The following is a 26,918-nucleotide window of genomic DNA, read 5'->3' as shown; positions in this document are numbered from 1 at the left end:
GTTTTGGATCGAACTGATGGAGGTAACTACATGGATCAGCATTTGGAATTATATGATGTAACAATTATCGGCGGAGGACCTGCCGGCATGTATTCTGCATTTTACAGCGGCATGCGTGATATGAAGACCAAGTTGATTGAGGCGCGGGATAAATTGGGTGGTCGTATGCTCTTCTATCCAGAAAAAATGATCTGGGACGTTGGCGGTGTTACCCCGATTCTGTGTGAAAATTTGATTAAACAGCTGGAAGAACAGGCGAGAACGTTTGAGCCAACGATTGTGTTTGAACAGCAAATTGAAGGATTTGAGCGTCAGCCTGATGGCACAATTCTGCTGACATCGAATACAGGAGAACAACACTGGACACGTACCGTCATATTGGCGATCGGGTATGGTATATATAAAATGGCGAAGCTGGAGCTTGAAGGCGCTGACCGTTATGAGGTTACCAATCTTCACTATACGGTACAGGAGCTGGAGCCTTTCCGTGGCAAACGGGTACTGATCTCAGGTGGAGGTGATTCCGCGGTCGATTGGGCCAATGAGCTAGAAGCTTTGGCAGAGCAAGTGACGGTGGTGCATCGTCGTGACCGCTTTGGCGGATTGGAGCGCAATGTACTGCGAATGAGAGAATCCTCAGTGGATATTCGTACACCATATGCCGTTGATACCCTACATAGTCAAAGTGGGGAGATCATCGAGCAGGTGACAATATCCCATGTGGAGACAGGTGAGAGTGAAGTTCTTGATGTGGATGCGATTATCGTCAACCATGGCATGAAGAGTGATTTTGGCCCGATCCGGGATTGGGGACTTGATCTTGGTGAATGGCATGTGACCACAACAGAGAAGCTGCAAACGAATATTCCAGGCGTCTTCGCTGCAGGAGACTTTGTCGATTATGGAAGTAAATTGTATCTGATTGCCGGTACATTTACGGATGCAGCCCTTGCGGTAAACAGTGCAAAACTGTATATGGACCCTGAGGCGGAGAAAGTTGCCTATGTGTCTTCCCATAACAGCCGTTTTAAGGAGAAAAATAAAGCACTCGGGGTTGTGGAAGAATAGAATCTCTTCATATAACTGCAACTCCAAATTCAAATCAAATGACGTAGTTCTGGCTAATGCCGGAACTGCTTTTTTTGATTCCATTTTCGGTATGAACCTCCTCGAATTGCACAACATAGAACAGGCACCGGAATTGAACATGAATCATCAACTGTCTATAATGAGCCTTATATGTGGGGAAAAACATCAAGAAACGTCAAACAGATTAGAGTGGAGTGCAGAATATGAAAAAAGAATCTCAACGTATATCCACATTCATTCATCGGTGGTTCAAAGGCACTGAGAAAAAACGGATCAAATGGTCGGAAGTCTATCTCGCTGTTGCTGGAAAAATGCACCGACTATTGGTGGAGGGAAGGCGCGCACGTTCAGCGGCCAAAAGACTGCATCAGGATTTGCCTATTACTGCTTTGGGCCAGATGAAGCTGGAGCCGGGAGATATTTTATATACACCAAGTTCGGAATCGACTTATTACGCCGGGCATATGGGAATTATTGGACTGGACGGTAAAGTGTATCACGTACATCCTTATGGACCTGTGTTTGCCGATTCCTTGGATTGGTACATCACCCGCTTTTATGAGGGAGATCGTTTCATTGTGTTTCGTTCCCGTTTGAATCAGGCTGGTGTAAAGGCAGCGCAGTGGGTGCAGGATCATTACAAGCAGGTGAAATTTTACCGATTGCAGACAAATCTGCGCAGCATTGAACGAAACTATTGTTCCAAATTTATATATCAGGCGTACCAATTTACAACTGGACTTGATCTGTGGAGTCGAAAATTTGTGAAGCTGAATCAGGGATATATCTATCCGTTTCGAATCGAGCGCTCACCTGCGCTGGAGGTACTTGGAACGTTTTATAAATAAGGCTAGTTAACCGACGGAAGTTCCCTTCTTCTACAAGAGGTTAGGGAAGGTTCTGTCGGTTTTTTTTGTATGCGTAGAGATCAAAAACAGGAAAAAGGCTCAAAACGTCGAATAGATTATGAGATAGTCATGCACAACTTGGAATCGTATACATAACCAATGCAGGATCAATTTTTGCCCAAGCATAAGCAATTCACCCCTTAGAAGGCAAACCAGGAAGAGAGAGAAAGAGATGAAATGGCTGAACTTTGTGCGCAGGTTCAAATCAAACTCAAACGTAGTAAACCTATCCGATTACACTCCAAAAAGCGAAAGGAGGCAATATTGTTCCATCTGTAGTAAAAAAGTGAAGTCCATCGTGCATTATGCGACTTCCCAGGGAAATGTTGCAGGTGTATGCAGTTCTTGTAAATCCGTGGCGGAACATCGAGGAATGTTACCCATTTAATAAGGAAGAGATACGCTCAGGAAATAACATTGCTTTGATTTATGAGCGTTTTTGTAGTACATTAGCAAATGTATTCGAAGGAGGATTCTAATGTACTCAGGTAGACAAGACGATACTTTATACATCATGACCTACACCTTAAACAGCGGTATCAAGGGTACGGTTCCACTGTCAAATAAGCAGATTATTGAGTGGCTGGATTGCTACAGAAATGAGAAGCGCTTCGTGACCGAAATCGGCAAGGAGTTTTTTGGATTGAATGCAGGATTGGTAGCAGATTTTAAAGTTCAGAATCATTTATCGGATTATCAGCAGACAATTATGCCTACACAGCAGCAGGATAACATGGAACGCTTGTCCAGCGCATATAAATCAACCGAGTTATTAATGAAGATTGATTGCAAATGTGGTACGGCATATGTTACGGAATCCCCATATAAGCGCACCAAATGGTACTGCACCAAGTGCAAAGAAATTGTATTTTTGGATGCCAAAAAAGGAATGGTAGAAACGTCGCGTGGCGACGCTTACTACATGACCAACAAATATTTTGTTTCCCGGGACTAGCGGGAGATGACGAATGGGAAGCATCGCTGTGAGGCGGTGCTTTTTTGTGTGCACAAAAACAGCTAATAACCGAGATAAGGAGAGGTATGTTAAGGGTATGCTGGTAAAGGAGTACTAATAAAAAAAGCCCTGAGGGGCTTTTTTTGAAATCTCAGGAAACCTGTAGCAGCAGATACCGCCGATCAGAACCTATAGATTGATTATGGAAAAGCTAAGTCAGCTCAGCATTCAACTTTGTGAGGAGGAATGAAGCAGCAGCGACAGCGCGGCTCATAAGCTTCTGAATCGCCAATCATGACGACAGGTCCAAGCGTCACAGGCTCTCCATTAACGATACGCTGGGTAAAAGCCGCATCCGGGCTTCCGCATACGGCACAGAATGCTGACAATTTCTCAATGTCATCCGCCATGGCGAGCAAACCGCCTACATATCCAAATTCCTTGCCACGGTAATCCATATTCAGGCCATCCACAATGACATGTTTGCCACAGTAGGCAAGCTCCGAGACCAGTTCCATGATGGCACTGCTGAAAAATTGTACTTCATCAAACGCAACAACATCAGCATCTTTGGTCTGATTCAGGATCATCTCTACGGATTCCGGGGTCAATTGCCGGGGAATGGAATGGGCAGGCAGACGATAGCCGATACGGCTAACTATCTCGTCTTGTGCAAATCGATCATCTTCGGCAGGTTTGTAAGCAACGACCTTTTTACGGCCAAATTGAATTAATTTTTGACAACGGCGAATGAGTTCACCGGATTTTTCACTAAACATAGGTCCTGTAATTACGGTAATTCGTCCTGTTTGCACAGTTCTGCTACTCCTCTCACATACGGGATTCAACAAAAAAAAGCGACCATTACAGAGTACCACAAAATCTTTAGTAAGAGCCAGAACTAATCTGAGCAGCTTTGTGTTACTATATGGATTGTTAAGCTGTTGGTTACGGCAGTGCTGTCCATAAGTCAGGAGCGATTGAAAAGAGGTGTAAACGATGAGTGAAGCATTATCCGAGTTACATGAGCGATATGAACGTTTGAAAAGACAGTCAGACCTTGACGAAGCTGCACTAGCGTTATTTGCAGATTTGTTCGCTGAAGCGGAGCGGCTGCAAACCAGTAATCTGACGCTGCGCAGAACGATTCTGAAGTCCTCTTCCAAAGAGTCGCGCATGTCTACCAAGCTGCGGGATGCATTATACGAATAACCCGGAGACTACTCCGGGTTCTCTTCTGTCTGCAATTTGCGGGGAAATAAAATACCTGCGGTAATTCTGGCAATCATGGCGAAGGTGAGGCCGATGCCTGCAAACATATAGATGACCGTAAATGCCTTGCCGAATCCGGTCGATGGTACAAAATCCGGATGTCCCACCGTGGTTAGAGTTACTGCGCAGAAATAGAGGGCATCAATCCAGTGCAGACCTTCAACGCGAGTATAAAATAACGTGCCTGAGAGAAGTGTCGCCGCAGTTAATACAAACAGAGCAAGGAACTTCTGGTCCTTGAAGGCATGGAAAATGCCTTTGAGCAATCTTTTTAGCGTAATGATAAACGAGACCATGTTGAACCATCCTGTCTATGGAAGAGTGGGCATTGTGCATATTCAAGATGCTAACTCTGAATTTATGCAAATACGTGTTTGAATAAATAAGCATTATACCTGATTGAGTACCGTATATAAAGGCAGATGTAAGGTTCGGATGTTGAAATGTTGCGGAGCCAGAAAAAATGACAAAAAGCCCGGACTCAGGAAGTCGTACCGGGCGTCTCTGCTTTGTCGGCTGAGGGTGCGCTTTTTGAACGAAAACGGGGTCCTACATAATTACGCTTGCGGTCACGGAACAGAATCCAACCTCCCAGAAAACTCATGCCTGCGGCGAACAGGACAAGTCCTCCACCAAAGGAGAGCCATTGAAATCCTGGTGAGATCTGCTCGTTCCCATGCTCGGCATAATACAGGAAAAGGGCGTCCTTCATCATTAGAAAACCCTTCATTGCCATTAACCCGGGAATGACCAGAACAATAATCGCCACGAATCGTGCAAAGATCAGTCTAGTATTCATCACCATTAAACTCCTTCTGCCTGAGGTTGACGTAAAATAAAGGTTGCGCTTACAGGTCATACCTGATTCCATCATAGCTTGGTTTTCAGAAGCTGTCCATGCGTTTCGGGGTCAAATTTTGAGTTGACCGCTCAAGGGGAGTACAATGGAATATAGATAACGTCTATGAAAAAGAGAATCATTCGAATCATCATCTTACAAATATATTGAAATTGTATTGAAATTATATGGATAGAGGAGAACATTAAAGATGCCAATTACATGTGATGTTGCCATTCTTGGAGGAGGAACGGGAGGGTACGTTGCTGCCATCCGTGCCGCACAGTTAGGAAAACAGGTTGTTATTATTGAGAAGGATAAGCTGGGAGGCACCTGTCTGCATCGTGGTTGTATTCCGAGCAAGGCTCTGCTGCGAAGTGCAGAAGTGTACGCTGAGATACAAGAGAGCGAAATGTATGGGATTGAAACAACTGGAGCAACACTTGTATTTCCTAAGGTTCAAGCGCGCAAGGATGCAATTGTGGAGCAGCTTCATCAAGGTGTGCAGTATTTAATGAAAAAAAATAAAATTCAGGTCGTACACGCCAAAGGGCGCGTGATCGGACCTTCCATTTTCTCCCCTCAGAGCGGTGCAGTGGCTGTCGAGTTTGAAGATGGCGAGATGGATACGGTTGTGCCAACCAACCTCATTATTGCTACCGGGTCTCGCCCACGGGTACTGCCAGGTCTTGAGCCAGACGGCCGATACATCATGAGCAGTGATGAGGCTTTGCGAATGGACGAATTACCGGCATCTCTGATCATTGTGGGTGGTGGCGTGATTGGCCTCGAATGGGCCTCCATGCTGAATGATTTTGGCGTCGAAATTACAGTTGTTGAAGCCGCTGCTCATGTATTGCCGGCAGAGGATGAAGATGTAGCCAAGGAAATGCAGAGATTGCTTGGGAAACGTGGTGTTCGTTTCCTAACAGGCGCCAGCGTTCTGACAGAGACATATAGCATACAGGAAGACGGTATTCGGATTGATGTCAAGCTGGGGGATGAGAAGCAAGGGACCCTGAAAGCAGACAAGATGCTGGTGTCGGTTGGTCGTCAGGCCAATGTCGAAAATATCGGACTCGAAAATACGGATATCAAACTCGAACGCGGATTTATTGCTGTGAATCAACATTTGCAAACGGGTGAGGGACATATTTATGCAATCGGCGATGTCATCGGCGGATTACAGCTGGCGCATGCAGCGAGCCATGAAGGTATTTTGGCAGTGAATCATCTGGCGGGTGAAACGGTACATGCCGTCGAATCACATCGAATTCCGCGCTGTGTCTATACTCGTCCGGAAGCAGCGAGTATCGGATTCACGGAGCATGAGGCCAAAGAGCGTGGTTATGAAGTGAAGACAGGCAAGTTTCCATTCCAGGCGATTGGGAAATCATTGGTTCACGGAAGTCGGGATGGATTTGTGAAGGTAATCGCGGATTCCAAGACGAATGATATATTGGGAGTACATATGATCGGTACCCATGTGACGGAACTGATCGCAGAGGCCTCTTTGGCTCAGATGCTGGATGCTACACCTTGGGAAGTTGGACAGACGATCCACCCTCACCCTACTTTATCGGAAATCATGGGTGAAGCCATGTTGGCAGTAGACGGAAAATCGATTGGAATGTAATCCGGACAGGCTTATGAGAAAGGTCCTTTCCTTTTTTGTGCAAATGGGATTATAATAAGGTTAAGGCAAGTCTTAGTACCAGGTTATAAGATCGGGTAGTAAGACGGGCATAGGCTCTGATTAAAAGGAGGTACCTCATATGAGTTCAAAAGGTACTGCAGACGCGGTCCATCGGCATAAACAGCTGGGACTTAGCGATGGTGAAGTATTGGATATGTACAAATACATGCTGCTCGCACGCAAGTTTGACGAGCGTTGCTTGCTCTTACAGCGGGCCGGCAAAATTAACTTTCACGTATCCGGTGTAGGACAGGAAGCTGCGCAAGTAGGCGCCGCATTCGGCCTGGACCGGGATCACGATTATTATTTACCGTATTACCGCGATTATGGTTTTGTACTGGCGGTTGGCATGACTCCACGTGAGTTGATGCTGTCTGCTTTTGCGAAGGCGGAAGATCCGAATAGTGGCGGACGGCAAATGCCGGGTCACTTCGGTCACAAAAAGCTGCGGATTGTAACGGGCTCCAGCCCGGTTACCACACAGGTCCCGCACGCTGTCGGGTTTGCACTGGCTGCCAAGATGAAGAAGCAAGAATTCGTTTCTTTTGTAACTTTTGGCGAAGGGTCAAGCAACCAGGGCGATTTCCACGAAGGTGCCAATTTTGCAGGTGTTCATAAACTTCCTGTGATCATTATGTGTGAGAACAATCAGTATGCCATTTCGGTGCCAATTCACAAGCAGCTGAGTGGTAAAATATCGGATCGTGCACTTGGTTACGGGTTCCCCGGATTGCGTGTAGATGGAAATGATGCACTGGAAGTATACGGTGCAGTCAAAGAAGCTCGTCGCCGCGCAATCGCTGGTGAAGGACCTACACTTATTGAAGCGATGATGTATCGTTTGTCTCCACACTCCACTTCCGATAATGATCTGGCATACCGGACCAAGGAAGAGGTTGAAGAGAATTGGAAGAAGGACGGCGTGCTTCGCATGAAGAACTATTTGATCGAATGCGGCATCTGGGATGAAGCCCGGGATGCGGATCTGGCTTCCCAGCTTGCGCTGGAAATGAAAGAAGCGACTGAATATGCAGACAACGCGCCATATCCGAAACCTGAGGACACTTTGACGCACGTTTATGCGGACAGCGAAGAAGGGGGACGGTAATCATGGCGGTTATGGAATATATTGATGCAATCCGTCTCGCGATGAAAGAAGAGATGGAACGGGATGAAAATGTCTTTATCCTTGGTGAAGATGTCGGAGTCAAAGGTGGCGTGTTCACTACAACCAAAGGGTTGCAGGATCAGTTCGGCGAAATGCGTGTCATGGACACACCTTTGTCCGAATCAGCCATTGCAGGTGTAGCCATTGGCGCTGCGATGTACGGTATGAAACCTATTGCCGAGATGCAATATTCGGATTTCATGCTGCCTGCAACAAATCAGATTATTAGTGAAGCGGCCAAAATTCGCTATCGCTCCAACAATGACTGGAGTTGTCCGATTGTTATTCGTGCGCCGATTGGCGGCGGTATTTTTGGAGGCCTGTATCACTCCCAATGTCCGGAATCGATTTTTTTTGGCACACCAGGTCTGAAAATTATAGCTCCATACTCGGCATACGATGCGAAGGGATTGCTCAAAGCAGCCATTCGTGACCCGGACCCGGTTCTCTTTTTTGAAAATAAAAAATGCTACAAGCTGATCAAGGAAGATGTGCCAGAAGATGATTACATCGTTCCGATTGGTAAAGCCAACGTGCTACGCGAAGGAGCAGATATTACGGTTATCGGGTATAGCCAGCCACTTCATTTTGTCATGCAGGCTGCCGAAGAGCTGGAGCGTGAGGAAGGTATTACTGCCCATGTACTGGATCTGCGTACTTTGCAGCCACTTGATCGCGAAGCCATCATTGCATCGGCTCGTCTGACAGGCAAAGTGCTGATTGTGCATGAAGATAATAAAACCGGTGGTGTAGGAGCGGAAGTTGCAGCTATCATCAGTGAAGAATGTCTGTTCGAACTGGATGCTCCGATTCAGCGTCTCTGCGGACCGGATGTACCGGCAATGCCGATTAGCCCAACATTGGAGAAATTCTATATGCTGAGCAAGGACAAAGCCAAGGAAGCGATGCGTACACTCGCCGAGTATTAAGTCGTGTAGTGAGATAGTTTAAAAGCAAAGTTTGGAGTGATATAACCAATGAGTATGAAATGGATCGAGGTCATTATGCCGCAGCTGGCGGAATCGCTGGTCTCGGCTACCATTGCCAAATGGTTGAAAAAACCGGGTGACCGGGTTGAACAATACGAACCGATCTGTGAAGTGATTACGGATAAAGTCAACGCTGAGATTCCATCAACTGTTGATGGAATTATGGGTGACCTGTTGGTCGAAGAAGGTACGACCATTGCGGTTGGCGAAGCCATCTGCCGCATGCAGGTAGCTGCTTCTGATTCGGAAGCAGCAGAACAAGTAACACAAGCTTCGCAGCAACAGAAAGGTGATCATGTTCATGCACAACAAAGTGCGAACTATGTACCTGCTGCTGGTGCAGCGGGTACAACAGGTCATGATCCCAATCAGCCGATGCGTAACCGCTATTCTCCTGCGGTTCAATCCCTTGCAGCGGAACATGGTCTGAACTTGCAGAGCATTCAGGGCACTGGAGCAGGTGGACGGATTACACGTAAGGATGTACTGGCAGTGATTGCACAAGGTGGAAACACGGGCGCAGCGTCTGCACAGTCTTCTACTGTAGCAGGACAGCATGCCTCTTCGGGAGTAACTTCAGGTTCTCCTTTCAGCGGATTGAATCGGGGGAATGCAGACTTGGGCGCATCGGCGGGAGAAACAGTTCCAGCAGCCGACGCAGGCGTTCCTGTAAGACATTCCGGCATACATCTGACCGAAAGTCCGAAAATTCCGCAAATCGAAGTAGAGGGTGGCGGACAAGGAAGATCCGAATACTTCATCGACGTTACTCCAGTTCGTAATGCCATTGCTCGTAATATGCGTCAAAGTGTATCGGAAATTCCTCACGCGTGGACGATGATTGAAGTAGACGTGACGAACCTGGTGATGCTGCGCAACAAACTTAAGGATGAGTTCAAGCGCAAAGAAGGTATCAATCTGACGTACCTGTCCTTCATGATGAAGGGTGTCGTCAATGCCATTAAAGACTACCCAATCATGAACTCCGTCTGGGCTGTTGACAAAATTATTGTCAAACGGGATATCAACCTGTCGATGGCAGTAGGTACAGAAGACTCTGTACTGACACCCGTAATTAAACATGCGGATCAGCGCAACATCGCTGGCCTGGCTCGTGAAATTGATGAGCTGGCACGCAAAACTCGTGAAGGCACATTGAAGCTGGATCATATGCAGGGCGGTACATTCACGGTTAACAATACCGGATCATTTGGGTCGATTCTGTCGCAACCTATCATTAACTACCCGCAGGCGGCGATTCTTACATTTGAGTCGATCGTCAAGAAACCTGTGGTCATTAATGACATGATTGCTGTCCGTTCCATGGCGAACCTTTGTCTATCCTTGGATCATCGTATTCTGGATGGAGTCATTAGTGGACGTTTCCTGCAACGTGTAAAAGAGAATCTTGAAGGATATACCATGGAATCGAACGTGTATTAAGAAAGAGCAATTGCATCATTTCAATGAGTTACTAATGATGCCAAGCGCTAAATAGATGGATAATGGGAAAGTGTATGTGCCAATGGCCGTGCACTTTTCCCGTTTTCTTCATTAGAATGCTCATCATTATACAATGAACATTGAAACAGAAGGGTGTGGGGGAATCATGAGCAAGCCGCTGGATGTTGTGTACATACCGATGCTTGATTATGAAGAGGCTTGGAACCGCCAGAAAGCGATTGTGCAGCAACTGGATGAGGGAGAAGGCGCTGAACAGATGCTGTTGCTCCAGCATCCGCCGACGTATACGATCGGTTCACAGAATCACCCGGAGCATCTGCTTCTTAGTGAAGACGAGCTGCGGGAGCAAGGCATCTCCTTGTTTCAAATTGACCGTGGCGGTGATATTACTTATCATGGCCCTGGCCAGTTGGTAGGTTACCCGTTACTTGTTCTTGGGCGGGATGAAGCCTTGGATTTACATGGCTATTTACGTTGTCTGGAGCAGATGATTATTGATTACCTGGCTGATCAGGGTATTGAAGCGGGACGTAAAGAATCTTACACAGGTGTATGGATCGGAGATTTGAAAATTGCCGCCATCGGCGTAAAGTTCAATCGGTGTAAACATCGGCGCGGCTTCGTGACGAGTCACGGATTTGCTTTTAATATCACTTCTGGCATTCAGCACGCAGGCTTTCAGGGGATTGTTCCTTGCGGGATTGAGCAGTATGGTGTGACCTCGTTGGAGGATATAACAGGCAAGACCTTCACTGTAGAGCAGGTTGCGCAGGATATCGTTCCATATTTTAATCGGATTTTTCCGTATGAGATTACCTGGATTACAGAAAAAGAAGCCCTTCCCCGTCTGTAAATCAGACAGTCAAAAGGCTTCATGTTTCTATCCGAACAATAAAGGTTCGAGCGCAATGAAAAGGGTGGACCCAATCATGGCGAGCAGCATGAGATAGATAATGATGCGGAACCATTTCTTTTTTTGCATGAAGAGAACTCCTTTCAACAAATAAATAAACAGACCATAGTAATTGTATTGTACCGTATCCACGAAAGGTAGGAAAGTCCTATGATAAAACAGCAACGTGTTATTGATCAGTTTATGGAACTGGTGCAGATTGATAGTGAAACAACCCATGAACAAAATATATCAAAAGTGCTAAAAGAGCAGTTTACTCAGCTGGGCCTTAGCGTATATGAGGACGACACTATGGAGAAAACCGGACATGGTGCGGGTAATCTCGTAATTACCTGGGAAGCCGAGGGTGCGGAAGAAGCATCACCAATCTTTTTTACATGTCATATGGATACCGTAACTCCTGGACAAGGAATTAAACCTGAGCTGGGTGAAGATGGCTGGATTCGCAGTGACGGCACGACAATTCTGGGTGCAGATGACAAAGCGGGGATCGCCGCTTTGTTTGAAGCGATTCGAGCTATTCAAGAGAACAACCTTCCACATGGAAAAATTCAATTTGTGATTACCGTAGGTGAAGAGTCGGGTCTGGTTGGTGCACGTGCAATGAATCCGAAGGATATTGAAGCCGAGTTCGGTTATGCCCTGGATTCCAACGGAGCCGTGGGTACTATCTGTGTGGCTGCTCCAGCCAGAGCTGAAATTCAGATGAAGATCTATGGGAAATCCGCACATGCGGGCGTGAATCCGGAAGACGGCATCAGTGCCATCCAAGTGGCGGCCAAAGCCATTGCAGCGATGAAGCTGGGACGAATTGATGATGAGACTACGGCGAACATCGGCAAATTCCAGGGCGGATCAGCACTGAACGTCGTCTGCGATTTTGTGCAGATTGAGGCTGAGGCACGCAGTATTGTGCAGGAGAAGGTAGAACTTCAAGTGGCCCAGATGCGTGAAGCATTGGAAACGACATGCCGCAAATACGGTGCAACCGCTGAATTCCGCAGTGAGATCCTGTATCCTGCATTTGGCTTCCATGATGAACATGAGGTTGTTCAGCTTGCACAGCGTGCCATTCGGAGCCTGGGGCTGGAGACTAGCACGTTTGCATCCGGTGGTGGCAGTGATGCCAACATCTTTAATGGGTTCAACATACCCACGGTCAACCTGGCTGTAGGCTATGAAGACATCCATACGACGAAAGAACGCATCCGAGCCGAGGATATTGTGAAACTATCTGAAGTGGTTGTAGCTATTATTCAGGAAACGGCTGCGAGTAAAAAATAATCAAAGAGACTGAGGGTGAAACTCCCCCGTTCTTCAACTGAAAAGTCCGAATCCGGTACAAACCGAGTTCGGACTTTTTGGCAAAACCATGTTATATTTCATGGGTATTGCAGACCAAGAACAGTATCATTTACGTCCAGCGAGCATATCGATTAATTTGGCATCTGGACCCCACTCACGCACCCATTGTTTGAGTATGAGCTGGACTTGTCTGGCTTGTCCGACCACGTGTACGGATTGCGGTGTTAAATAACTGTTCATTGGTTGTCCCCCTGATTTGTTATATTTGTTTGAAATCGCTATAAGCTCACCATATGCCAAAAAACAGAGCTTTATACGTATAAAGAGAACCAAAATTCGAAGAAGTGGAGTTGAAGAACAGATGAATTCAATCAATCATAAGCATCCTGCCAATCCAAAACTTGACGAAGAGACGATATCGACAAAGCCCATCTTCGAGGGTAAAGTTATTTCCCTTCAAGTCGACACGGTCAAGCTGCCTAACGGTCAGACCGCTACCCGTGAGATCATCCGTCACCCTGGAGCAGTAGCTGTCCTCGCGCTGAATGGCGATCGTATGCTGGTCGTTGATCAGTATCGTCAGGCCATGGGACGTACCGAAGTTGAGATTCCGGCAGGCAAACTGGACCCAGGAGAAGAACCTGAAGTGGCAGCAGCGCGTGAATTGCGCGAAGAAACCGGTTATGTAGCCAAATCACTGCGGCATCTGCGTTCGTTTTACACTTCGCCGGGATTCGCGGATGAGATCATCCATCTGTACATCGCTGAGGAGCTCGAAGCAGGGGACATGGCTTTGGACGAAGATGAATTTCTTGAAGTGTCCGAGATTACAATTGAAGAGGCTTATCAGTTGATGGATCAGAATCGGATCAGTGATGCCAAAACGATGATGGCTGTGTATGCATGGGATCTTTACAGAACGACAGGACGGTTTTAATGATGAATGAGCAGCAGGCAGCGTCTGCAGGGTGGGAGCCTTGTTATGCAGATCTCCATATTCACATTGGACGAACTTCGCGCGGTGAAGCAGTTAAAATCAGTGGCAGCCGTGATTTGACATTCGAGAACATTGCTAAAGAAGCCTCGGATCGCAAAGGAATTCATCTACTCGGTGTCATTGATTGTCACTCTCCGGTTGTACAGCTGGACATCGAACAGCTGCTTGAGAACGGCACGATGTCCGAGCTGGAGGGAGGGGGTATTGCGTATCAGGATACAACCATCCTGCTGGGTACGGAATTGGAGCTGCGTGAGCCAGGAATGCGGGAGTTTCATATGCTGGCCTACTTCCGTGATCTGAAAACCATGAAGTCCTTCACGGACTGGATGAAACGTAATATGAAAAATGTAAACCTGAGCTCACAGCGGGTATATGTACCCGCACTTGAGATGCAGGCCGAGATAAAGGCGCGTGGTGGGCTTATTGTGCCAGCGCATGCGTTCACACCGCATAAAGGCATATACGGAAGCACAGCCCCTCGTATGGCCGATGTGCTGGATACTAGCCTGATCGATGCGGTTGAGCTTGGGCTAAGCTCCGATTCATCCATGGCCAGCTATATTCGGGAACTGGATCAAGTTCCTTTTCTAACTAACTCGGACGCTCATTCTCTGGGCAAGATTGGACGTGAATACAACCAGTTACAACTCGAGAAGCCTTCCTTTGACGAATTCAATATGGCACTTAAAGGAAAGGCAGGCAGAAGCATTACAGCCAATTACGGTTTGAATCCAAGACTTGGCAAATACCACCGTACCTATTGTGCATCTTGTGGAAGCATTATGGATGAGCAAGCGATGTCGGCAGAACGTTGTCCATACTGTGGCAGTGTGAAACTTGTGCAAGGTGTGCTCGATCGCATACTGGCAATCGCGGATCGGGAGAGTCCGCATGTTCCAGCAAACCGACCTGCTTATCACTATCAGGTACCATTGGAATTCATCCCGGGTTTGGGGAAAGCCAAATTGCACCAGCTGCTGGATCGTTTTGGTACCGAAATGAACGTATTACATCGTACAAGCGAGGATGAACTTGCAGAGGTCGTTGGACAGGTACTTGCAGGTCTTATCGTTGCTGCGCGGAATGGCCAACTGGAATTGTCATCTGGTGGTGGAGGCACTTACGGAAAAGTGTCCAACAAGGAAAGAGTAGAGTAAAGGAGTTTACGGCAGGTTCGTAAAGTGAGTAAGCACCATTTGGTGCGGGAATGGCATTTTGTCATGGAGAAGGAATTGGAATCTGGACAAGAAGTCATACGTGTGCTTTCCGGTTCATAAGAATGACTATGAGGATTTCACTCGTTATCCTTGCAGCATGATAACCGGAAAGGGGACCCGTACCTGTATGCGTTCTGCCTACTTCACATTCAAAGGCCAAACCTCTTTATATGTATTTGTGGCTGTCTTGTTCCTGGTGGGTGTCATTTTTGGCGCCCTGATGGTTAATGCCCTATCCCTTGAACAGCGCCAGGATCTGGAGGGATACCTCGGTAACTTCTTCATGACGGTACAGCACAGCGGACAAGTGATTGAGACCGGAACCTATTGGGACATTGCCATGCTTCACTTAAAGTGGGTTGGTCTGATCTTCATTCTGGGCTTATCGGTCATCGGTCTGCCGGGCATATTGGTTCTGGATTTTCTGAAAGGTGTGCTCATTGGTTTTACCGTGGGGTACCTTGTTGGACAGTATTCATGGAAAGGGCTGTTGTTTGCCCTGGTTTCCGTTGCGCCTCATAATTTATTCGTGATTCCGGTGCTGCTCATTTGCAGTGTGTCGGCTATGACCTTTTCGTTATACATTATTCGGAACCGTGTTCTGATGCAGCGGACACCAGGTCGTCAGAAACCTTTTGCTTCATATATCGTGTTAACTCTCGTTATGGCAGCACTGCTGTTAGGGGTTGCGTCATTTGAAACATGGGTTACACCTGCGATGATGCGCTGGGTCACACCGATGCTGCTACCAGCTTAGCTTTGCGCGTGATAGTGTAAAATGTTGACTTTAATTATGTACTCCCCCTATAATGAAAGAAGTGGGTTAAGTTGCAGTGTGCAGTGATTTCCTAGGGGGAGGGAGAAAATGGAAGCACGGATCGATAAAATTAAGCAGCAACTACAGTCCCAAGGATATAAATTAACGCCCCAGCGGGAAGCCACCGTAAGAGTACTTCTTGAGAATGAAGAAGATCATCTGAGCGCAGAAGACGTATTCATGCTCGTGAAAGAAAAGGCTCCCGAAATCGGTCTCGCAACCGTGTACCGTACCCTCGAACTGCTGAGTGAGCTGCATGTTGTAGAGAAAATCAACTTCGGCGACGGTGTAGCGCGTTATGATCTACGCGGAGATACATCCAAGCATCACCATCATCACTTAATCTGTGTTCAATGCGGAAGTATGGATGAAATACGTGAAGACTGGCTTGGACCGCTTGAAGAGCGACTGGAGCGGGAATTTAACTTTTCGGTAGTAGATCACCGACTGGATTTCCATGGGATTTGTTACCGTTGCAAAGCTAAAAATGACCAGAAGCCCAAAGACGAAGAATAACATAGCATATCTTCAAGCTCTCACCGGCGGTTTTGACGGGAGAGCTTTTTTGGTCCAGCGTGTGATGTGAGGTTTACCCTGAATGTCATATTCCTGTGTTCGGTAACATACCCTGATTCTAGACGAGTCGGATTCGAACCAGAAAGGGGTACAACCCATGATTATATCGCTGCGGAGAGGACTCCGTTTTATTCGATTTATCGTATTTTTTGCTGCATTAGTTTATCTGTTCTATCATGTCCTGGATTTGTTCAACGGATTGATCTCACCTGTGGACCAATATCAGATGCCAACAGGAAATGCGGTTAAAGTATTTCAGGAAACGGTTTGGCCAAGTAACGGGGAAGGACGTCCTACAATGGCAGAGCGTCTCCGTTTATTTTATTGGTACGGAGAGTAGCTGGACAGCCAGGGATGCAAATACGGAAGCAGGTTGCCCATGTGGCAGTCCTGTCAGATGAGGAGCGTTGTGCATGAAGCAGACGATACACGCCTATGCCTTATACTTGGAAGAGGATAAAGGGATGTCGAGCAGCACGCTGGAATCGTATCTTCGGGACGTGGACAAGTTCATCGAATTTGCGGATAAAGAATACGGTATCCGGGAAGCGGAGCAGGTGCGCCGGACGCATGTTATCCTGTTTATAGGTCAGCAGAAACAGGCAGGACGTGCGAATGCAACCATTGCCCGCAGCGTCGTATCCCTGCGCTCCTATTTTCATTTTTTGATGCGGCGTGGTGACATATTACAGGACCCTACGTTTGATGTGGAGGCTCCAAAAGCAGACAAGACACCGCCGCAGGTGTTGACCGTCCAAGAGATCGAATTGCTGCTCAGCTCCCCCGATACCCGTTCACCGCAAGGGGTGCGTGACCGGGCCATGCTGGAGCTATTGTATGCGACAGGCATTCGTGTATCTGAACTGATTGCACTGGATGTGCGGGACGTACAGCCAGGCATGCGCTTTATCCGCTGTGGAGGTGCCGGTAAAGAACGGATTTTGCCAATAGGTGCGCCTGCAGCAGAGTGGGCAAGTGTTTATGTGAACGAGTACCGCAACCTGCTAATTAAAAATGATACGGACGAGCATGCTCTCTTTGTCAACGTATCCGGGAAACGATTAACCCGTCAAGGATTCTGGAAGTTGCTCAAAAAAGCAGCGATGGATGCGGGAATATCGGGTGAAATTACACCACATACGCTGCGTCATTCCTTTGCCGCTCACCTGATTGCCAGTGGGGCAGATACCCGTGCGGTGCAGGACATGCTCGGTCATGTGGAGCAGCCTGGGCAACAGTATGGACATCATGGCCGCAAAACGATGAAAGAGATTTATGAATCTCATCATCCGCGGGCAAAATAGATTCTACTTGGATATAAATCTGCAAAAAAAAAGCGGAACAATAGTCCGATTTAGGATAAAATAAATTGAACACATTTAAACGCCGTTATACATAAGCAAATGCATCATTCAAGCGTGTTGATAACGCGTAGTTCTGATTGATACCATTTGCGGACACAGACGGATCGTTTCAACTCAAGGGGGAACATTTATGACAGCATTAAACCAACAGATGATTTTGGAAGCGGCATCTTACATCCAAAGCAAAAGTACTATTAAACCGGAAGTCGGTTTGATTTTAGGTTCAGGGCTTGGCATTTTGGCAGAATTGATTGAAGATGGTGTAAGCATCGCTTATCAGGATATTCCGCATTTTCCGGTGTCCACAGTAGAGGGACATGAAGGCGAATTGCTTGTGGGGACCATTAAAGGCCGTCCGGTTGTTATGATGAAAGGTCGTTTCCACATGTATGAAGGTTATGGTCCTGAACTGACTGCCTTCCCGGTACGTGTTATGAAAGAGCTGGGCGTAACTTCTCTGCTCGTAACGAACGCAGCAGGTGGCGTAAATACCTCTTATGAGGCGGGTGACCTGATGCTGATCTCGGATCATCTCAATCTCACAGGCAAGAATCCATTAATCGGACCGAATGACTCCGCACTGGGTGTTCGCTTCCCGGATCTGTCCGAAGCGTACAGCCGCCGTCTGCGTGCGCTGGCGAAGGATACAGCCGCGTCACAAGGTTTTGATGTACGTGAAGGTGTATATGCAGGTATGCTTGGTCCAAACTACGAGACACCAGCTGAGATCGTGATGCTGCGTACGTTGGGTGCGGATGCTGTCGGCATGTCTACCGTCTCTGAGGTTATCGTAGCACGCCACGCAGGCCTGGAAGTGCTCGGTATTTCTTGTATCAGCAACATGGCTGCCGGCATTCTGGACCAGCCGTTGTCGCATGATGAAGTTATGGAGACAACAGAACGTGTTCGTGAATCGTTCCTGGCCCTTGTCCTGGCTGTTATTCCACAAATGTAACTGATCATATAGAAAAGGCGATCTACCCTAATGTGATTCATTGGGGCAGGTTGCCTTTTTTTATTTTCCTTAACGGACCGTTCACTCATCCAGTAGTTCAGGCTCGTTTTTTGGTGTTTCACACAGATTACATAAAAAGTTCGGCAAATCATTCTTTACATGGAATAATTTACTTCAATCGGGCCGACAATGATTAGCAGTACATGCATGGAACATGCAGTAAGCAAGTTATTTGAGGAGGTAACCCTAGTGAAGAAACGAATAATGGCATCGTTCATGACCCTTTGTATCCTGCTGCCCCTGATGGCATCAACCGCGCTGGCTGAAGAAACTCCCAAAGCAGCGGGGGGAACAGATTTGGCCCCGTCGGCACGCTCCGCCATTTTGATGGATGCAGATACGGGCACGGTCATTTTTGAAAAAAACAGTCATGATCAGCTGCCTCCGGCGAGCATTACCAAGATTATGACCATGCTGCTCACCATTGAAGCGGTCGACTCTGGCAAGCTGAAGCTGACGGATAAAGTGAGAACGAGTGAATATGCCGCATCCATGGGTGGATCACAGATATTTCTGGAACCTGGGGAAGAGATGACGGTAGACGATATGTTAAAAGGGATTGCTATGGCTTCCGGTAATGATGCCTCTGTGGCGATGGCTGAGAAAATTGCCGGTTCCGAGGAAGCTTTTGTTCAATTAATGAATGAGCGGGCGAAGGAGCTTGGCATGAAGGATACTCATTTTGCCAACTGTAACGGCCTTCCGGTAGATAATCATTATTCTTCCGCGCATGATATTGCGGTCATGAGCCGTGAACTGCTGAAGCATCCGGGGATTACGAAATATACCGGTGCATACCAGGACTACCTTCGTAAAGATAGCGAGAAGCCATTCTGGCTGGTGAATACGAACAAATTGGTTCGTTTCTACTCCGGTGCGGATGGGTTGAAAACAGGATACACTTCCGAAGCGAAGTTTTGTCTCTCGGCTACAGCGATGAAAGATGGGCTGCGTGTCGTTTCCGTGGTATTGGGTGAACCAAATACCAAAACACGGAACAGCGAGGTGTCCTCGATGTTTGACTATGCTTTTGGGCAGTACACGATGAAAGCTCTGTACAAGTCAGGGGACCTGCTGGGCAGCCTGAAAATTGAAAAAGGTGAAGTTGCCGAATTGCCGCTGAATGCAACGCAAAATTATAGTGTGCTGATGCGCAAAGGTGCGAAATCGGATGAGATCCGTCATGAATTGCTGATGGCCAAAGAAGTAAAAGCTCCGGTCAAAGAAGGTCAGAGTGTAGGTAAGCTTGTCGTCTACCAGGGCAATGAAGTCATCAAGGAATTCGACATTCAGGCTCCACAGGATGTGGACAAGGCTGGCTGGTGGAAGCTATTCAAACGCACAACCTCCAATCTGTTTGATTAAACGGCGATTTATGCAGGTTGCGCACATCCGTTGAACATATTTTGTAATTAAATAGGGGTTTTCTTCTAGTTTTGTCGGGGGGCAGGAAAAGCCTTCGAGAACGTAGAAATCCTTGTTCAAGACAGGGAGGAGAGTGAGCAAACGTGAACTTGCATGTGGAAATGGAACATCACCGCGGGATTCTGATTGTGCGATTATCCGGGGAGCTGGATCACCATACAGCTGACATGGTACGGATGCAGATGGATGAAGCCATCCAGCGCAGACAATGCGAGCATCTGGTACTCAGCCTGAAAGATCTGCAATTTATGGACAGTTCGGGTCTGGGTGTCATTTTGGGAAGATACAAGCTCATTAAGAATAAAGGCGGCAAGATGGTTGTCTGTGATGTCAATCCGCCAGTGTATCGTTTGCTGGAAATGTCGGGTTTGTTCAAGATTATGCCGATTTACGAAAATGAGGGAACTGCTCTCTCGGGTCTGGAGGTCGTCTCATGAATGAAGGAACGGGGACAAATTTCATGAATCTGCAATTCGCGGCCAAGTCGGAGAACGAATCGTTCGCACGGGTGACGGTTGCTGCCTTCATCTCCCAGCTTGATCCTACGATGGACGAGCTTAGCGATCTGAAGACAGTCATTTCGGAAGCCGTAACGAACAGCATCATTCACGGTTATAACAACAATCCAGAAGGTGTCGTGTCCATTCAAGCCGAGATTCGCGATGACATGATCACTATCATTGTGGAAGACCGCGGTGAAGGCATCGAAGACCTTGAACTGGCCAAACAGCCGTTGTATACGTCCAAACCCGAACTTGAGCGCTCGGGGATGGGCTTCACCATTATGGAAAACTTCATGGATGAATTCGAAGTCAGCAGTGAGCCCGGCAGAGGCACCTCCATCAAGATGAAGAAAAGGATTGAATCCAAGAAAGCATTGTATAATTAGGGGTTGGTGGTCTTATGGATGCTGAAGTGAAACAGTCTTCACAGACCTATTTGGACGATGCCGAGGTCAAACGGCTGATTGCGCTCAGTCAGTCGGGTGACCATGTCGCACGGGATACGCTGGTGAACTGCAACATCAGACTCGTCTGGTCCGTCGTACAACGTTTTATGAACAGGGGATATGAGCCGGAGGATCTGTTCCAGATTGGTTGTATCGGGCTGCTCAAATCGGTGGATAAATTCGATCTCAGTTATGATGTCAAATTCTCCACCTATGCTGTCCCGATGATTATCGGAGAAATTCAGCGCTTCCTGCGGGACGACGGCACCCTTAAGGTCAGTCGTTCACTGAAGGAGATGGCGAATAAAGTCCGCAAGAAAAGGGATGAGTTGTCCAAAAACCTGGACCGTCTGCCCACGATCAAGGAAGTGGCTGAAGAGCTGGGGGTAACCCCGGAGGAAGTTGTTTTTGCGCAGGAAGCGAACAAACCGCCTACCTCCATACATGAGACGGTGTTTGAGAATGACGGCGATCCGATTACATTAATGGACCAGATTGCCGACGAGTCTCAGGAACGGTGGTTTGACAAACTGGCGCTAAACGAAGCAATTGGCGGTCTCAGTGAACGGGAACGGCTGATTGTATATCTCCGGTATTATCGCGATCAGACCCAGTCCGAGGTCGCCAGTAGACTGGGTATATCCCAGGTGCAGGTGTCACGGCTGGAGAAAAAAATACTTCAATCCATCCGCGACCAGATCGCACAGTGATTTTGGATTGCAGAAAACAAAATTGGTGTTGAAATACCAATTTACGACAACTAACAACCTTCTATCGCGCGTCAATATGCGGAGAAGGTTATTTGTCGTTAGCCTGGATGGGTTTGGGGCGATTCGACTGCAACAATAATATCAATCCAACGATACATGCGGTCCCCAGCCATTGAAATAACCCGAAGGGTTCATGCAACCAGATAACAGTTGTGCCAACAGCAGCAAGAGGTTCTGCGCTTCCCATAAGACTTGTTTCTTTGGCTGTCAGGCTTTTTAAACTTTCGATATAGAACCAGAATGCAATCATCGTCCCAAAAATAATGGTAAAAGCCATATATCCGTAAGTTTCCAAACGCAAGCTGGCAAAGTCCATTTTCCATGGTGGGTGGATGAGACTCAGTGCAGCCCCTCCGATAATCATTGCCCAGCCTACAACAACGAGTGAATCAAACTTTTCAATCAGTTTTACGGCGTAGAGGGTATAAAAGGCAGCAGCAACTCCGGATAACAGCCCCCACAATACAGCGGGTAACGGTACAGACAATTGAGAGGGAGAACCATTGGTCAGCAGGAGAAAACACCCGCTCAGAGCCAGAATCGCTGATGCAACATCCTTTCTGGTTAGAGCAGCCTGTTTTCGCCAGATCATATAGACCATGATCATGACTGGTGACAGATATTGAAGTAGGGTCGCCACCGCGGAATTGCCATGTTGAATGGACGCCATGTACGTATATTGAACAGCGAGCATCCCGAATAATCCGAAAATGATTAGCTGCAAGGCTGTTTTTTTCTGCTTCCACATATCGAAAATTTGCGAGCGTCTTGTTGTAAAGGATTGAACCGTCAGGAGCAGTATGCCGGCAATCAGCAGTCGTACCGTTACAAACCAGTTGACTTCAATTCCGTATTGTTGAAACAGCTTTTGTGAAACCGTTCCGCCAACGCCCCAGCATATCGCACCTGTAAGAACGAAGAATAGGCCTGACTTCCTAGATCTCTGAATAGATATTTTCATGAATAGTTCCCTCACCTTAAATATAAGAATAGTGCTATATTAAAATGGAATAGGCTATAATAATATCAATATCGCACAGATAAATATCATTATATTGAGATGAGAAAATATGCTTAAAACAGAATTCAGGATTGATCAAAACGGAAGGGAGCTGACGGAGCATCGTACGGTTACACTGCCTTTGGCGTGTTATGAAACCACAATTGTACGCAATGTTCACGGGCATATTCCATTGCACTGGCATGATGAATTGCAGTTTGTTTTGGTTGTCCAGGGCGAAGCTCTTTTTCATGTGAATAATCAAAAGATTATTGTGACGCAAGGCGATGGGCTGTTTATCAACAGTGGTTGTATGCACATGGCAGAGGAACGGGGGAAGAAGGATAATTGTATTTATCTTTGTCTAAATGTCTCTCCTCATTTTGTTGTGCCTCCCGAGTTATATTTGAAGTATGTTCATCCTTATATCTCAGCAACCAATTTACCTTATCTTCATATCAAAAGGGAAATTTCTTGGGGAGCTCAAGTCCTGAACGCCATTCGGCAGGTTAAAAAGAATCTGGATGAGCAGCCTCCATTTTACGAAATGAATGTGGCTTCAAGCCTTTTAACGATATGGAAACATCTAATTACAAGCGGATACGCACTGGAATATGATCCATCCGAAATCATCAGAAACAGACGAATGAAGGGTATGGTTGAATGGATTCACCTGCACTCCGCTGAACCAATCAAATTGGAGGACATTGCAAGAGCCGGTCAGTTAAGCCGCTCGGAAACCTGCCGTTATTTCAAGCAAATGTTGAAGACAACGCCCATGCAGTATGTAATCGATTATCGCATCCAAAAGAGTGTGGAGCTGTTGCAACTCCAAGAACGCAGCATTACCGAGATTGCTTATGAAGTGGGCTTTAATAGCACGAGCTATTTTATTAATCAATTTCGCAAAACGATGCAAATCACCCCGTTAAAGTTCAGAAGAGAAATGGAGTTGAGGAATAAGGAGGGTATTGAGCAGTGAATAAAAAAATGCCCCAAAGATACCTGATCCCCAAGTTTCTTACCAGTCATTCCATAAGATTTTCTCCTCCCATTAAGTCGCTATATGAGCGGCTTTTTTTGTTTGTGTAACAAAGGGATTATGACAAAATAAAGTCCAAATTCACCAGCTATTATTTCTCTTACTACAGCCTCCCATCATATTTATTTCAGTCCTTTGGGAAAAAAGGGAGACACGTGCAGCGGAGGGATGGAATCGTACTAAGGAGCGAAGCGTTCGCCTTTAGCACCGGATTTCCTCCTTGAAAAAGGAGATTCAAGAAATCCGGGGATAACAGCGACCGATGGCCGATCCATCCCGAAGCGCCCTCAGAGTCTACAAAACCTTTTTCCAACCAAGATGTAATAAATTTGCACATTCTTCAAATACTAACCTAAATTACGCAGTAAAGGAGTGTTCCGGATGTCCCTGACACCCACTCCAACGGTCTATGTTCGTTTGCGCAGCCGTATTCGTATCCAAAGGGGCCGAAGTGTCAAGCTTGGAGATGTAGCTCACTTGCTCACCTCTCCCGAAGAACAGGAAAGAAGGCTGCTTGAGCTTGAATTGCTGCGCCCCGGACCGGAGGACGGCAATCTGATCCTCATTGATATATTGCAGATCATCCCCCAGATCCGTCGGGCCTTACCAGATGTCACCGTTGAATTGATCGGATCGGGTCATACCCTTGTTGAGGTGGTTGCGGGAAGTGGCAAACCTTCCAAATCTCTGTTTATCCTTGTGTGGCTACTGCTTTTCTTTGGATCAGCATTGACCATTATGAATTTTCATGCGGACGTAAACATGCAGGAAGTTCAGATTCGAATTGTAGAGATGATTACAGGTCGCCGGGATGAACATCCATATCTGTTTCAGGTGGCATATTCCATCGGGATCGGGTTTGGCATGGCCGTGTTCTTTAATCATTTATTCAAGAAAAAGTGGAATGAAGAACCTACCCCTTTGGAAGTGGAAATGTTCCTATATCAGCAAAATGTAGACAAGTATGTGGTGATTGAAGAAACCGAACGTATGCATGAAGAGGAACGCAGGGAGATGAATGCGGATGAGCGTTCTTAACGGAGCAATCAGCATTGTGCTGGGTATTGCGGGGGGAATCGCGGTCGGAAGTGGTGTGATTGCGCTTATTCTCGTGCTTGATATGATTCCAAGACTAGCTCAGCTTACGCGAACCTATGACAAAACCCATTGGTATGAAGGGGCCTTGATCGGAGGTTCGCTGCTCGGTACCGTTGCGGATTTTTGGCATTGGAAGGTGCATGGAGCGCTCTTGCTTAGCCCGATCATCGGACTGTTTTGCGGTGTGTTCATCGGTCTGCTTGCGGCGGCACTCACAGAAGTATTGAATGTACTGCCAGTGCTGGCGAAAAGACTAGGTATGAAATCGTATTTATTTGGATTACTGCTAGCCATGATTTTGGGGAAGATGACAGGCTCCCTGTTTGATTTTTTTGTATACCAGCGTTGAAACGTTAGGCCTAAGGAGGATGGGAAATGGACGTAAGATCGGACAACGACGGGCATAACTCCAGTGAAGCAACATCCGAAGAGATGATGCATAAATCTCCTTATGAGATTCAGGAGGAAGAAGAAAAGAAGACTTTCGAAAAAAAGAAACAAAATGAAATGTCTGACAGTATCGAGGAATCGGTAAAATATTGGCAGGAAAACGACGATATTTCCCCTCGCATGAGTGATAACAGATATACGCTTCAGCAAGTGTTGGGACTTGGGGAGTCCTTTGATGTGAATATGAGGGAAATGGTTTTGGGCGGCAAACATGTTGGATTGCTGCTGCTGACTGGATTTGCGAAAGATGAGATTCTGCTTGAAGTGTTAAAAAGGTTAACCTATCTTACACCGGAGCAAGTGTCTGGACATGCGCTGAAGTCGTATTTCGAATGTTACATTCCTCATATTCAAGTTGAGCGAGTGGAGAAGATGAGCGCCGTCATTAACAAGGTCCTCACAGGCATGAGTGCCATGTTCGTCGAAGGGGACCGTTCCGTTATTGTTATGGATACCCGCAGCTATCCGGTACGCTCACCAGAGGAACCTTCGCTGGAGAGAGTGGTCCGTGGTTCAAGAGACGGATTTACAGAGACACTTCTGACCAACGTGGCGTTAGTACGCCGAAGAATACGGGACCCTGGCTTAAAGTTTGAAATTATGCAGGTCGGACGCAGGTCGCAAACGGATGTCTGTGTTGTGTATATTGATGATATCGTGGACAAGGTTCAGGTAGATTCCGTTCGTGAAAAAATAAAACGGGTGAATATCGACGGTATCCCTGCTGCCGATAAGCAGCTTGAAGAAGCGATTATTAACAAGGGCTGGCACCCGTATCCGTTGGTTCGGTATTCGGAACGACCCGATGTGACAGCATCCCATCTGATGGACGGACGGGTTGTTGTTTTTGTAGATACTTCACCCAGTGTGATGATTCTGCCCACCACTTTTTTTGACCTATGTGAGCATGCGGAAGAGAACAGACAGACCGCCTTTATGGGAACTTATCTGCGCTGGGTACGGTTTGGGGGTATTCTGATTTCACTTTTCCTGTTGCCGCTGTGGTTGCTGATGGTTATTGACCCTGCCATTAAGCCAGCAGGAATGGAGTTCATTGGCCCTCACGAGAATGCACAGCTTCCGCTGATTCTGCAGTTCCTGCTTATTGAATTCGGGGTGGATTTATTGCGGATGGCAGCCGTCCATACCCCGACGCCACTCGCTTCAGCCATGGGTTTGATTGCGGCCATTTTGGTCGGTGATATCGCCGTGAAAACAGGTTATTTTGTGAATGAAGTTGTACTTTACATGGCGATTGCGGCCATAGGAATGTTTGCAACACCTAGTTATGAGCTTGGTTTGGCGAATCGATTGGTCAGGCTGTTTTTGCTCGTTGCAGTAGCGATATTCAAGGTTCCTGGATTCGTTGTCGGGACGACGTTCATTATTGTGGCGCTCACCTTACATCGCTCCTACAACTCTTCTTATCTCTGGCCATTCATACCGTTTAATGCAAAGGCTTTGGGTAACTTTTTATTCCGTTTGCCACTGTTGGAGAATAAAAAACGTCCTTCGATCAACAAAACGCGTGACAATACCAAAATGGACAGTGATCCGGACGGGGAACTGCAAAAAAGTAAAAAACACAAATGATCTGC

31 protein-coding genes are annotated in these 26,918 nt (G+C 46.9%); 25 read left to right on the top strand and 6 right to left on the bottom strand.

Translation table 11 applies throughout. The features are described 5' to 3' along the window. The first annotated feature begins 30 nt into the window (after positions 1 to 30). The 3 genes from RS891_RS20975 (at position 31) to RS891_RS20965 (ending at position 2,952) form a co-directional block, all read left to right on the top strand. A complete protein-coding gene (locus RS891_RS20975; protein ID WP_113054016.1) occupies positions 31 to 1,068 on the top strand; it encodes an NAD(P)/FAD-dependent oxidoreductase in 1,038 nt (345 codons plus the stop codon). 224 nt (positions 1,069 to 1,292) lie between these two features. Next, positions 1,293 to 1,937 (top strand): hypothetical protein, encoded by a 645-nt coding sequence (locus tag RS891_RS20970; protein WP_113054017.1) that lies wholly within the window; start codon positions 1,293 to 1,295, stop codon positions 1,935 to 1,937. A gap of 538 nt (positions 1,938 to 2,475) precedes the next feature. Continuing rightward, entirely contained in the window at positions 2,476 to 2,952 is a 477-nt protein-coding gene (locus RS891_RS20965) for a hypothetical protein (protein ID WP_024630975.1), read from the top strand. Positions 2,953 to 3,173: 221 nt separating this feature from the next. Here the strand turns inward: RS891_RS20965 and RS891_RS20960 are convergent, their stop codons facing one another. Then, positions 3,174 to 3,767: a thymidine kinase gene (locus RS891_RS20960; RefSeq protein WP_113054018.1), complete on the bottom strand. Its 594-nt coding sequence runs from the start codon at positions 3,765 to 3,767 to the stop codon at positions 3,174 to 3,176. A gap of 184 nt (positions 3,768 to 3,951) precedes the next feature. On the opposite strand from RS891_RS20960, the gene RS891_RS20955 reads away from it, so the two are divergent. Next, a complete protein-coding gene (locus tag RS891_RS20955) occupies positions 3,952 to 4,164 on the top strand; it encodes a hypothetical protein (RefSeq protein WP_315793079.1) in 213 nt (70 codons plus the stop codon). Between the two features lie 8 nt (positions 4,165 to 4,172). Here RS891_RS20955 and RS891_RS20950 read toward each other — a convergent pair whose 3' ends face one another. Together RS891_RS20950 and RS891_RS20945 are read right to left on the bottom strand one after the other, a co-directional pair. Beyond that, positions 4,173 to 4,520, bottom strand: a complete 348-nt coding sequence (locus RS891_RS20950; protein ID WP_024630972.1) for a potassium channel family protein — start codon at positions 4,518 to 4,520, stop codon at positions 4,173 to 4,175. Positions 4,521 to 4,705: 185 nt separating this feature from the next. After that, on the bottom strand, positions 4,706 to 5,029 hold the full coding sequence (locus RS891_RS20945; RefSeq protein ID WP_064636780.1) for a DUF2627 domain-containing protein: 324 nt from the start codon (positions 5,027 to 5,029) through the stop codon (positions 4,706 to 4,708). A 244-nt stretch (positions 5,030 to 5,273) separates the two neighbouring features. On the opposite strand from RS891_RS20945, the gene lpdA reads away from it, so the two are divergent. The 5 genes from lpdA to lipB all read left to right on the top strand — a co-directional run bounded on the left by lpdA (position 5,274) and on the right by lipB (position 11,232). Then, the gene (gene lpdA / locus RS891_RS20940; RefSeq protein ID WP_315793078.1) at positions 5,274 to 6,698 is read left to right on the top strand and encodes a dihydrolipoyl dehydrogenase; all 1,425 of its coding nucleotides are present in this window, start codon (positions 5,274 to 5,276) and stop codon (positions 6,696 to 6,698) included. A 139-nt stretch (positions 6,699 to 6,837) separates the two neighbouring features. Next, on the top strand, positions 6,838 to 7,866 hold the full coding sequence (locus tag RS891_RS20935; protein ID WP_315793077.1) for a thiamine pyrophosphate-dependent dehydrogenase E1 component subunit alpha: 1,029 nt from the start codon (positions 6,838 to 6,840) through the stop codon (positions 7,864 to 7,866). Between the two features lie 2 nt (positions 7,867 to 7,868). Continuing rightward, positions 7,869 to 8,855 carry an alpha-ketoacid dehydrogenase subunit beta gene (locus tag RS891_RS20930; RefSeq protein WP_024630968.1) on the top strand — a complete coding sequence of 329 codons (987 nt, stop codon included), beginning with the start codon at positions 7,869 to 7,871 and terminating at the stop codon, positions 8,853 to 8,855. Positions 8,856 to 8,903: 48 nt separating this feature from the next. Beyond that, positions 8,904 to 10,358 carry a dihydrolipoamide acetyltransferase family protein gene (locus tag RS891_RS20925; RefSeq protein WP_315793076.1) on the top strand — a complete coding sequence of 485 codons (1,455 nt, stop codon included), beginning with the start codon at positions 8,904 to 8,906 and terminating at the stop codon, positions 10,356 to 10,358. A gap of 166 nt (positions 10,359 to 10,524) precedes the next feature. Next, positions 10,525 to 11,232, top strand: coding sequence for a lipoyl(octanoyl) transferase LipB (gene lipB / locus RS891_RS20920; RefSeq protein ID WP_113054023.1), 708 nt, complete (start codon positions 10,525 to 10,527; stop codon positions 11,230 to 11,232). Positions 11,233 to 11,259: 27 nt separating this feature from the next. On the opposite strand, the gene prli42 is transcribed toward lipB, so the two are convergent. Then, positions 11,260 to 11,361: a stressosome-associated protein Prli42 gene (gene prli42, locus RS891_RS20915; RefSeq protein ID WP_090810668.1), complete on the bottom strand. Its 102-nt coding sequence runs from the start codon at positions 11,359 to 11,361 to the stop codon at positions 11,260 to 11,262. An 81-nt stretch (positions 11,362 to 11,442) separates the two neighbouring features. Between prli42 and RS891_RS20910 the strand changes: the two genes are divergently transcribed. Continuing rightward, on the top strand, positions 11,443 to 12,576 hold the full coding sequence (locus RS891_RS20910; RefSeq protein WP_315793075.1) for a tripeptidase T: 1,134 nt from the start codon (positions 11,443 to 11,445) through the stop codon (positions 12,574 to 12,576). A 126-nt stretch (positions 12,577 to 12,702) separates the two neighbouring features. On the opposite strand, the gene RS891_RS20905 is transcribed toward RS891_RS20910, so the two are convergent. Then, entirely contained in the window at positions 12,703 to 12,837 is a 135-nt protein-coding gene (locus RS891_RS20905; RefSeq protein WP_090810664.1) for a Z-ring formation inhibitor MciZ, read from the bottom strand. 121 nt (positions 12,838 to 12,958) lie between these two features. On the opposite strand from RS891_RS20905, the gene RS891_RS20900 reads away from it, so the two are divergent. The 11 genes from RS891_RS20900 (at position 12,959) to sigF (ending at position 21,670) form a co-directional block, all read left to right on the top strand. Further along, positions 12,959 to 13,534 carry an NUDIX domain-containing protein gene (locus RS891_RS20900; protein ID WP_113054025.1) on the top strand — a complete coding sequence of 192 codons (576 nt, stop codon included), beginning with the start codon at positions 12,959 to 12,961 and terminating at the stop codon, positions 13,532 to 13,534. Beyond that, positions 13,534 to 14,754, top strand: coding sequence for an endonuclease Q family protein (locus RS891_RS20895; RefSeq protein ID WP_315793074.1), 1,221 nt, complete (start codon positions 13,534 to 13,536; stop codon positions 14,752 to 14,754). The genes RS891_RS20900 and RS891_RS20895 overlap by 1 nt, the downstream gene beginning before the upstream one ends. Positions 14,755 to 14,941: 187 nt before the next feature. Continuing rightward, complete coding sequence (gene spoIIM / locus RS891_RS20890) at positions 14,942 to 15,571, top strand: stage II sporulation protein M (protein WP_113054026.1); 630 nt, start codon at positions 14,942 to 14,944, stop codon at positions 15,569 to 15,571. Positions 15,572 to 15,679: 108 nt separating this feature from the next. Continuing rightward, positions 15,680 to 16,147: a ferric iron uptake transcriptional regulator gene (locus tag RS891_RS20885; protein ID WP_024630961.1), complete on the top strand. Its 468-nt coding sequence runs from the start codon at positions 15,680 to 15,682 to the stop codon at positions 16,145 to 16,147. A gap of 157 nt (positions 16,148 to 16,304) precedes the next feature. Beyond that, positions 16,305 to 16,547, top strand: coding sequence for a DUF4227 family protein (locus tag RS891_RS20880; RefSeq protein ID WP_315793073.1), 243 nt, complete (start codon positions 16,305 to 16,307; stop codon positions 16,545 to 16,547). Between the two features lie 73 nt (positions 16,548 to 16,620). Beyond that, on the top strand, positions 16,621 to 17,511 hold the full coding sequence (locus tag RS891_RS20875) for a tyrosine recombinase (RefSeq protein WP_315793072.1): 891 nt from the start codon (positions 16,621 to 16,623) through the stop codon (positions 17,509 to 17,511). 190 nt (positions 17,512 to 17,701) lie between these two features. After that, complete coding sequence (locus tag RS891_RS20870; RefSeq protein WP_090900713.1) at positions 17,702 to 18,526, top strand: purine-nucleoside phosphorylase; 825 nt, start codon at positions 17,702 to 17,704, stop codon at positions 18,524 to 18,526. 303 nt (positions 18,527 to 18,829) lie between these two features. Further along, complete coding sequence (locus RS891_RS20865; RefSeq protein WP_315796384.1) at positions 18,830 to 19,951, top strand: D-alanyl-D-alanine carboxypeptidase family protein; 1,122 nt, start codon at positions 18,830 to 18,832, stop codon at positions 19,949 to 19,951. 143 nt (positions 19,952 to 20,094) lie between these two features. Beyond that, the gene (spoIIAA, locus tag RS891_RS20860; RefSeq protein ID WP_036663380.1) at positions 20,095 to 20,448 is read left to right on the top strand and encodes an anti-sigma F factor antagonist; all 354 of its coding nucleotides are present in this window, start codon (positions 20,095 to 20,097) and stop codon (positions 20,446 to 20,448) included. Continuing rightward, on the top strand, positions 20,445 to 20,900 hold the full coding sequence (gene spoIIAB, locus RS891_RS20855; RefSeq protein WP_062324397.1) for an anti-sigma F factor: 456 nt from the start codon (positions 20,445 to 20,447) through the stop codon (positions 20,898 to 20,900). Before spoIIAA ends, spoIIAB begins: the two co-directional genes overlap by 4 nt. 14 nt (positions 20,901 to 20,914) lie before the next feature. Further along, positions 20,915 to 21,670 (top strand): RNA polymerase sporulation sigma factor SigF, encoded by a 756-nt coding sequence (sigF, locus tag RS891_RS20850; RefSeq protein WP_076291907.1) that lies wholly within the window; start codon positions 20,915 to 20,917, stop codon positions 21,668 to 21,670. Positions 21,671 to 21,758: 88 nt separating this feature from the next. Here sigF and RS891_RS20845 read toward each other — a convergent pair whose 3' ends face one another. Continuing rightward, positions 21,759 to 22,691 (bottom strand): DMT family transporter, encoded by a 933-nt coding sequence (locus RS891_RS20845; RefSeq protein ID WP_315793071.1) that lies wholly within the window; start codon positions 22,689 to 22,691, stop codon positions 21,759 to 21,761. Positions 22,692 to 22,800: 109 nt separating this feature from the next. On the opposite strand from RS891_RS20845, the gene RS891_RS20840 reads away from it, so the two are divergent. The 4 genes from RS891_RS20840 to RS891_RS20825 all read left to right on the top strand — a co-directional run bounded on the left by RS891_RS20840 (position 22,801) and on the right by RS891_RS20825 (position 26,913). Further along, the gene (locus RS891_RS20840; RefSeq protein ID WP_315793070.1) at positions 22,801 to 23,712 is read left to right on the top strand and encodes an AraC family transcriptional regulator; all 912 of its coding nucleotides are present in this window, start codon (positions 22,801 to 22,803) and stop codon (positions 23,710 to 23,712) included. A 441-nt stretch (positions 23,713 to 24,153) separates the two neighbouring features. Next, positions 24,154 to 24,810, top strand: a complete 657-nt coding sequence (locus tag RS891_RS20835; protein ID WP_315793069.1) for a stage V sporulation protein AA — start codon at positions 24,154 to 24,156, stop codon at positions 24,808 to 24,810. After that, positions 24,797 to 25,219 carry a stage V sporulation protein AB gene (locus RS891_RS20830; RefSeq protein ID WP_063565738.1) on the top strand — a complete coding sequence of 141 codons (423 nt, stop codon included), beginning with the start codon at positions 24,797 to 24,799 and terminating at the stop codon, positions 25,217 to 25,219. Before RS891_RS20835 ends, RS891_RS20830 begins: the two co-directional genes overlap by 14 nt. Before the next feature lie 83 nt (positions 25,220 to 25,302). Then, entirely contained in the window at positions 25,303 to 26,913 is a 1,611-nt protein-coding gene (locus RS891_RS20825) for a spore germination protein (RefSeq protein ID WP_315796382.1), read from the top strand. Positions 26,914 to 26,918: the final 5 nt, after the last annotated feature.

This window comes from Paenibacillus sp. BIC5C1 (assembly GCF_032399705.1).
GTDB classification, from domain to species: domain Bacteria; phylum Bacillota; class Bacilli; order Paenibacillales; family Paenibacillaceae; genus Paenibacillus; species Paenibacillus taichungensis_A.
This window is presented reverse-complemented; position numbering and strand designations above follow the sequence as displayed.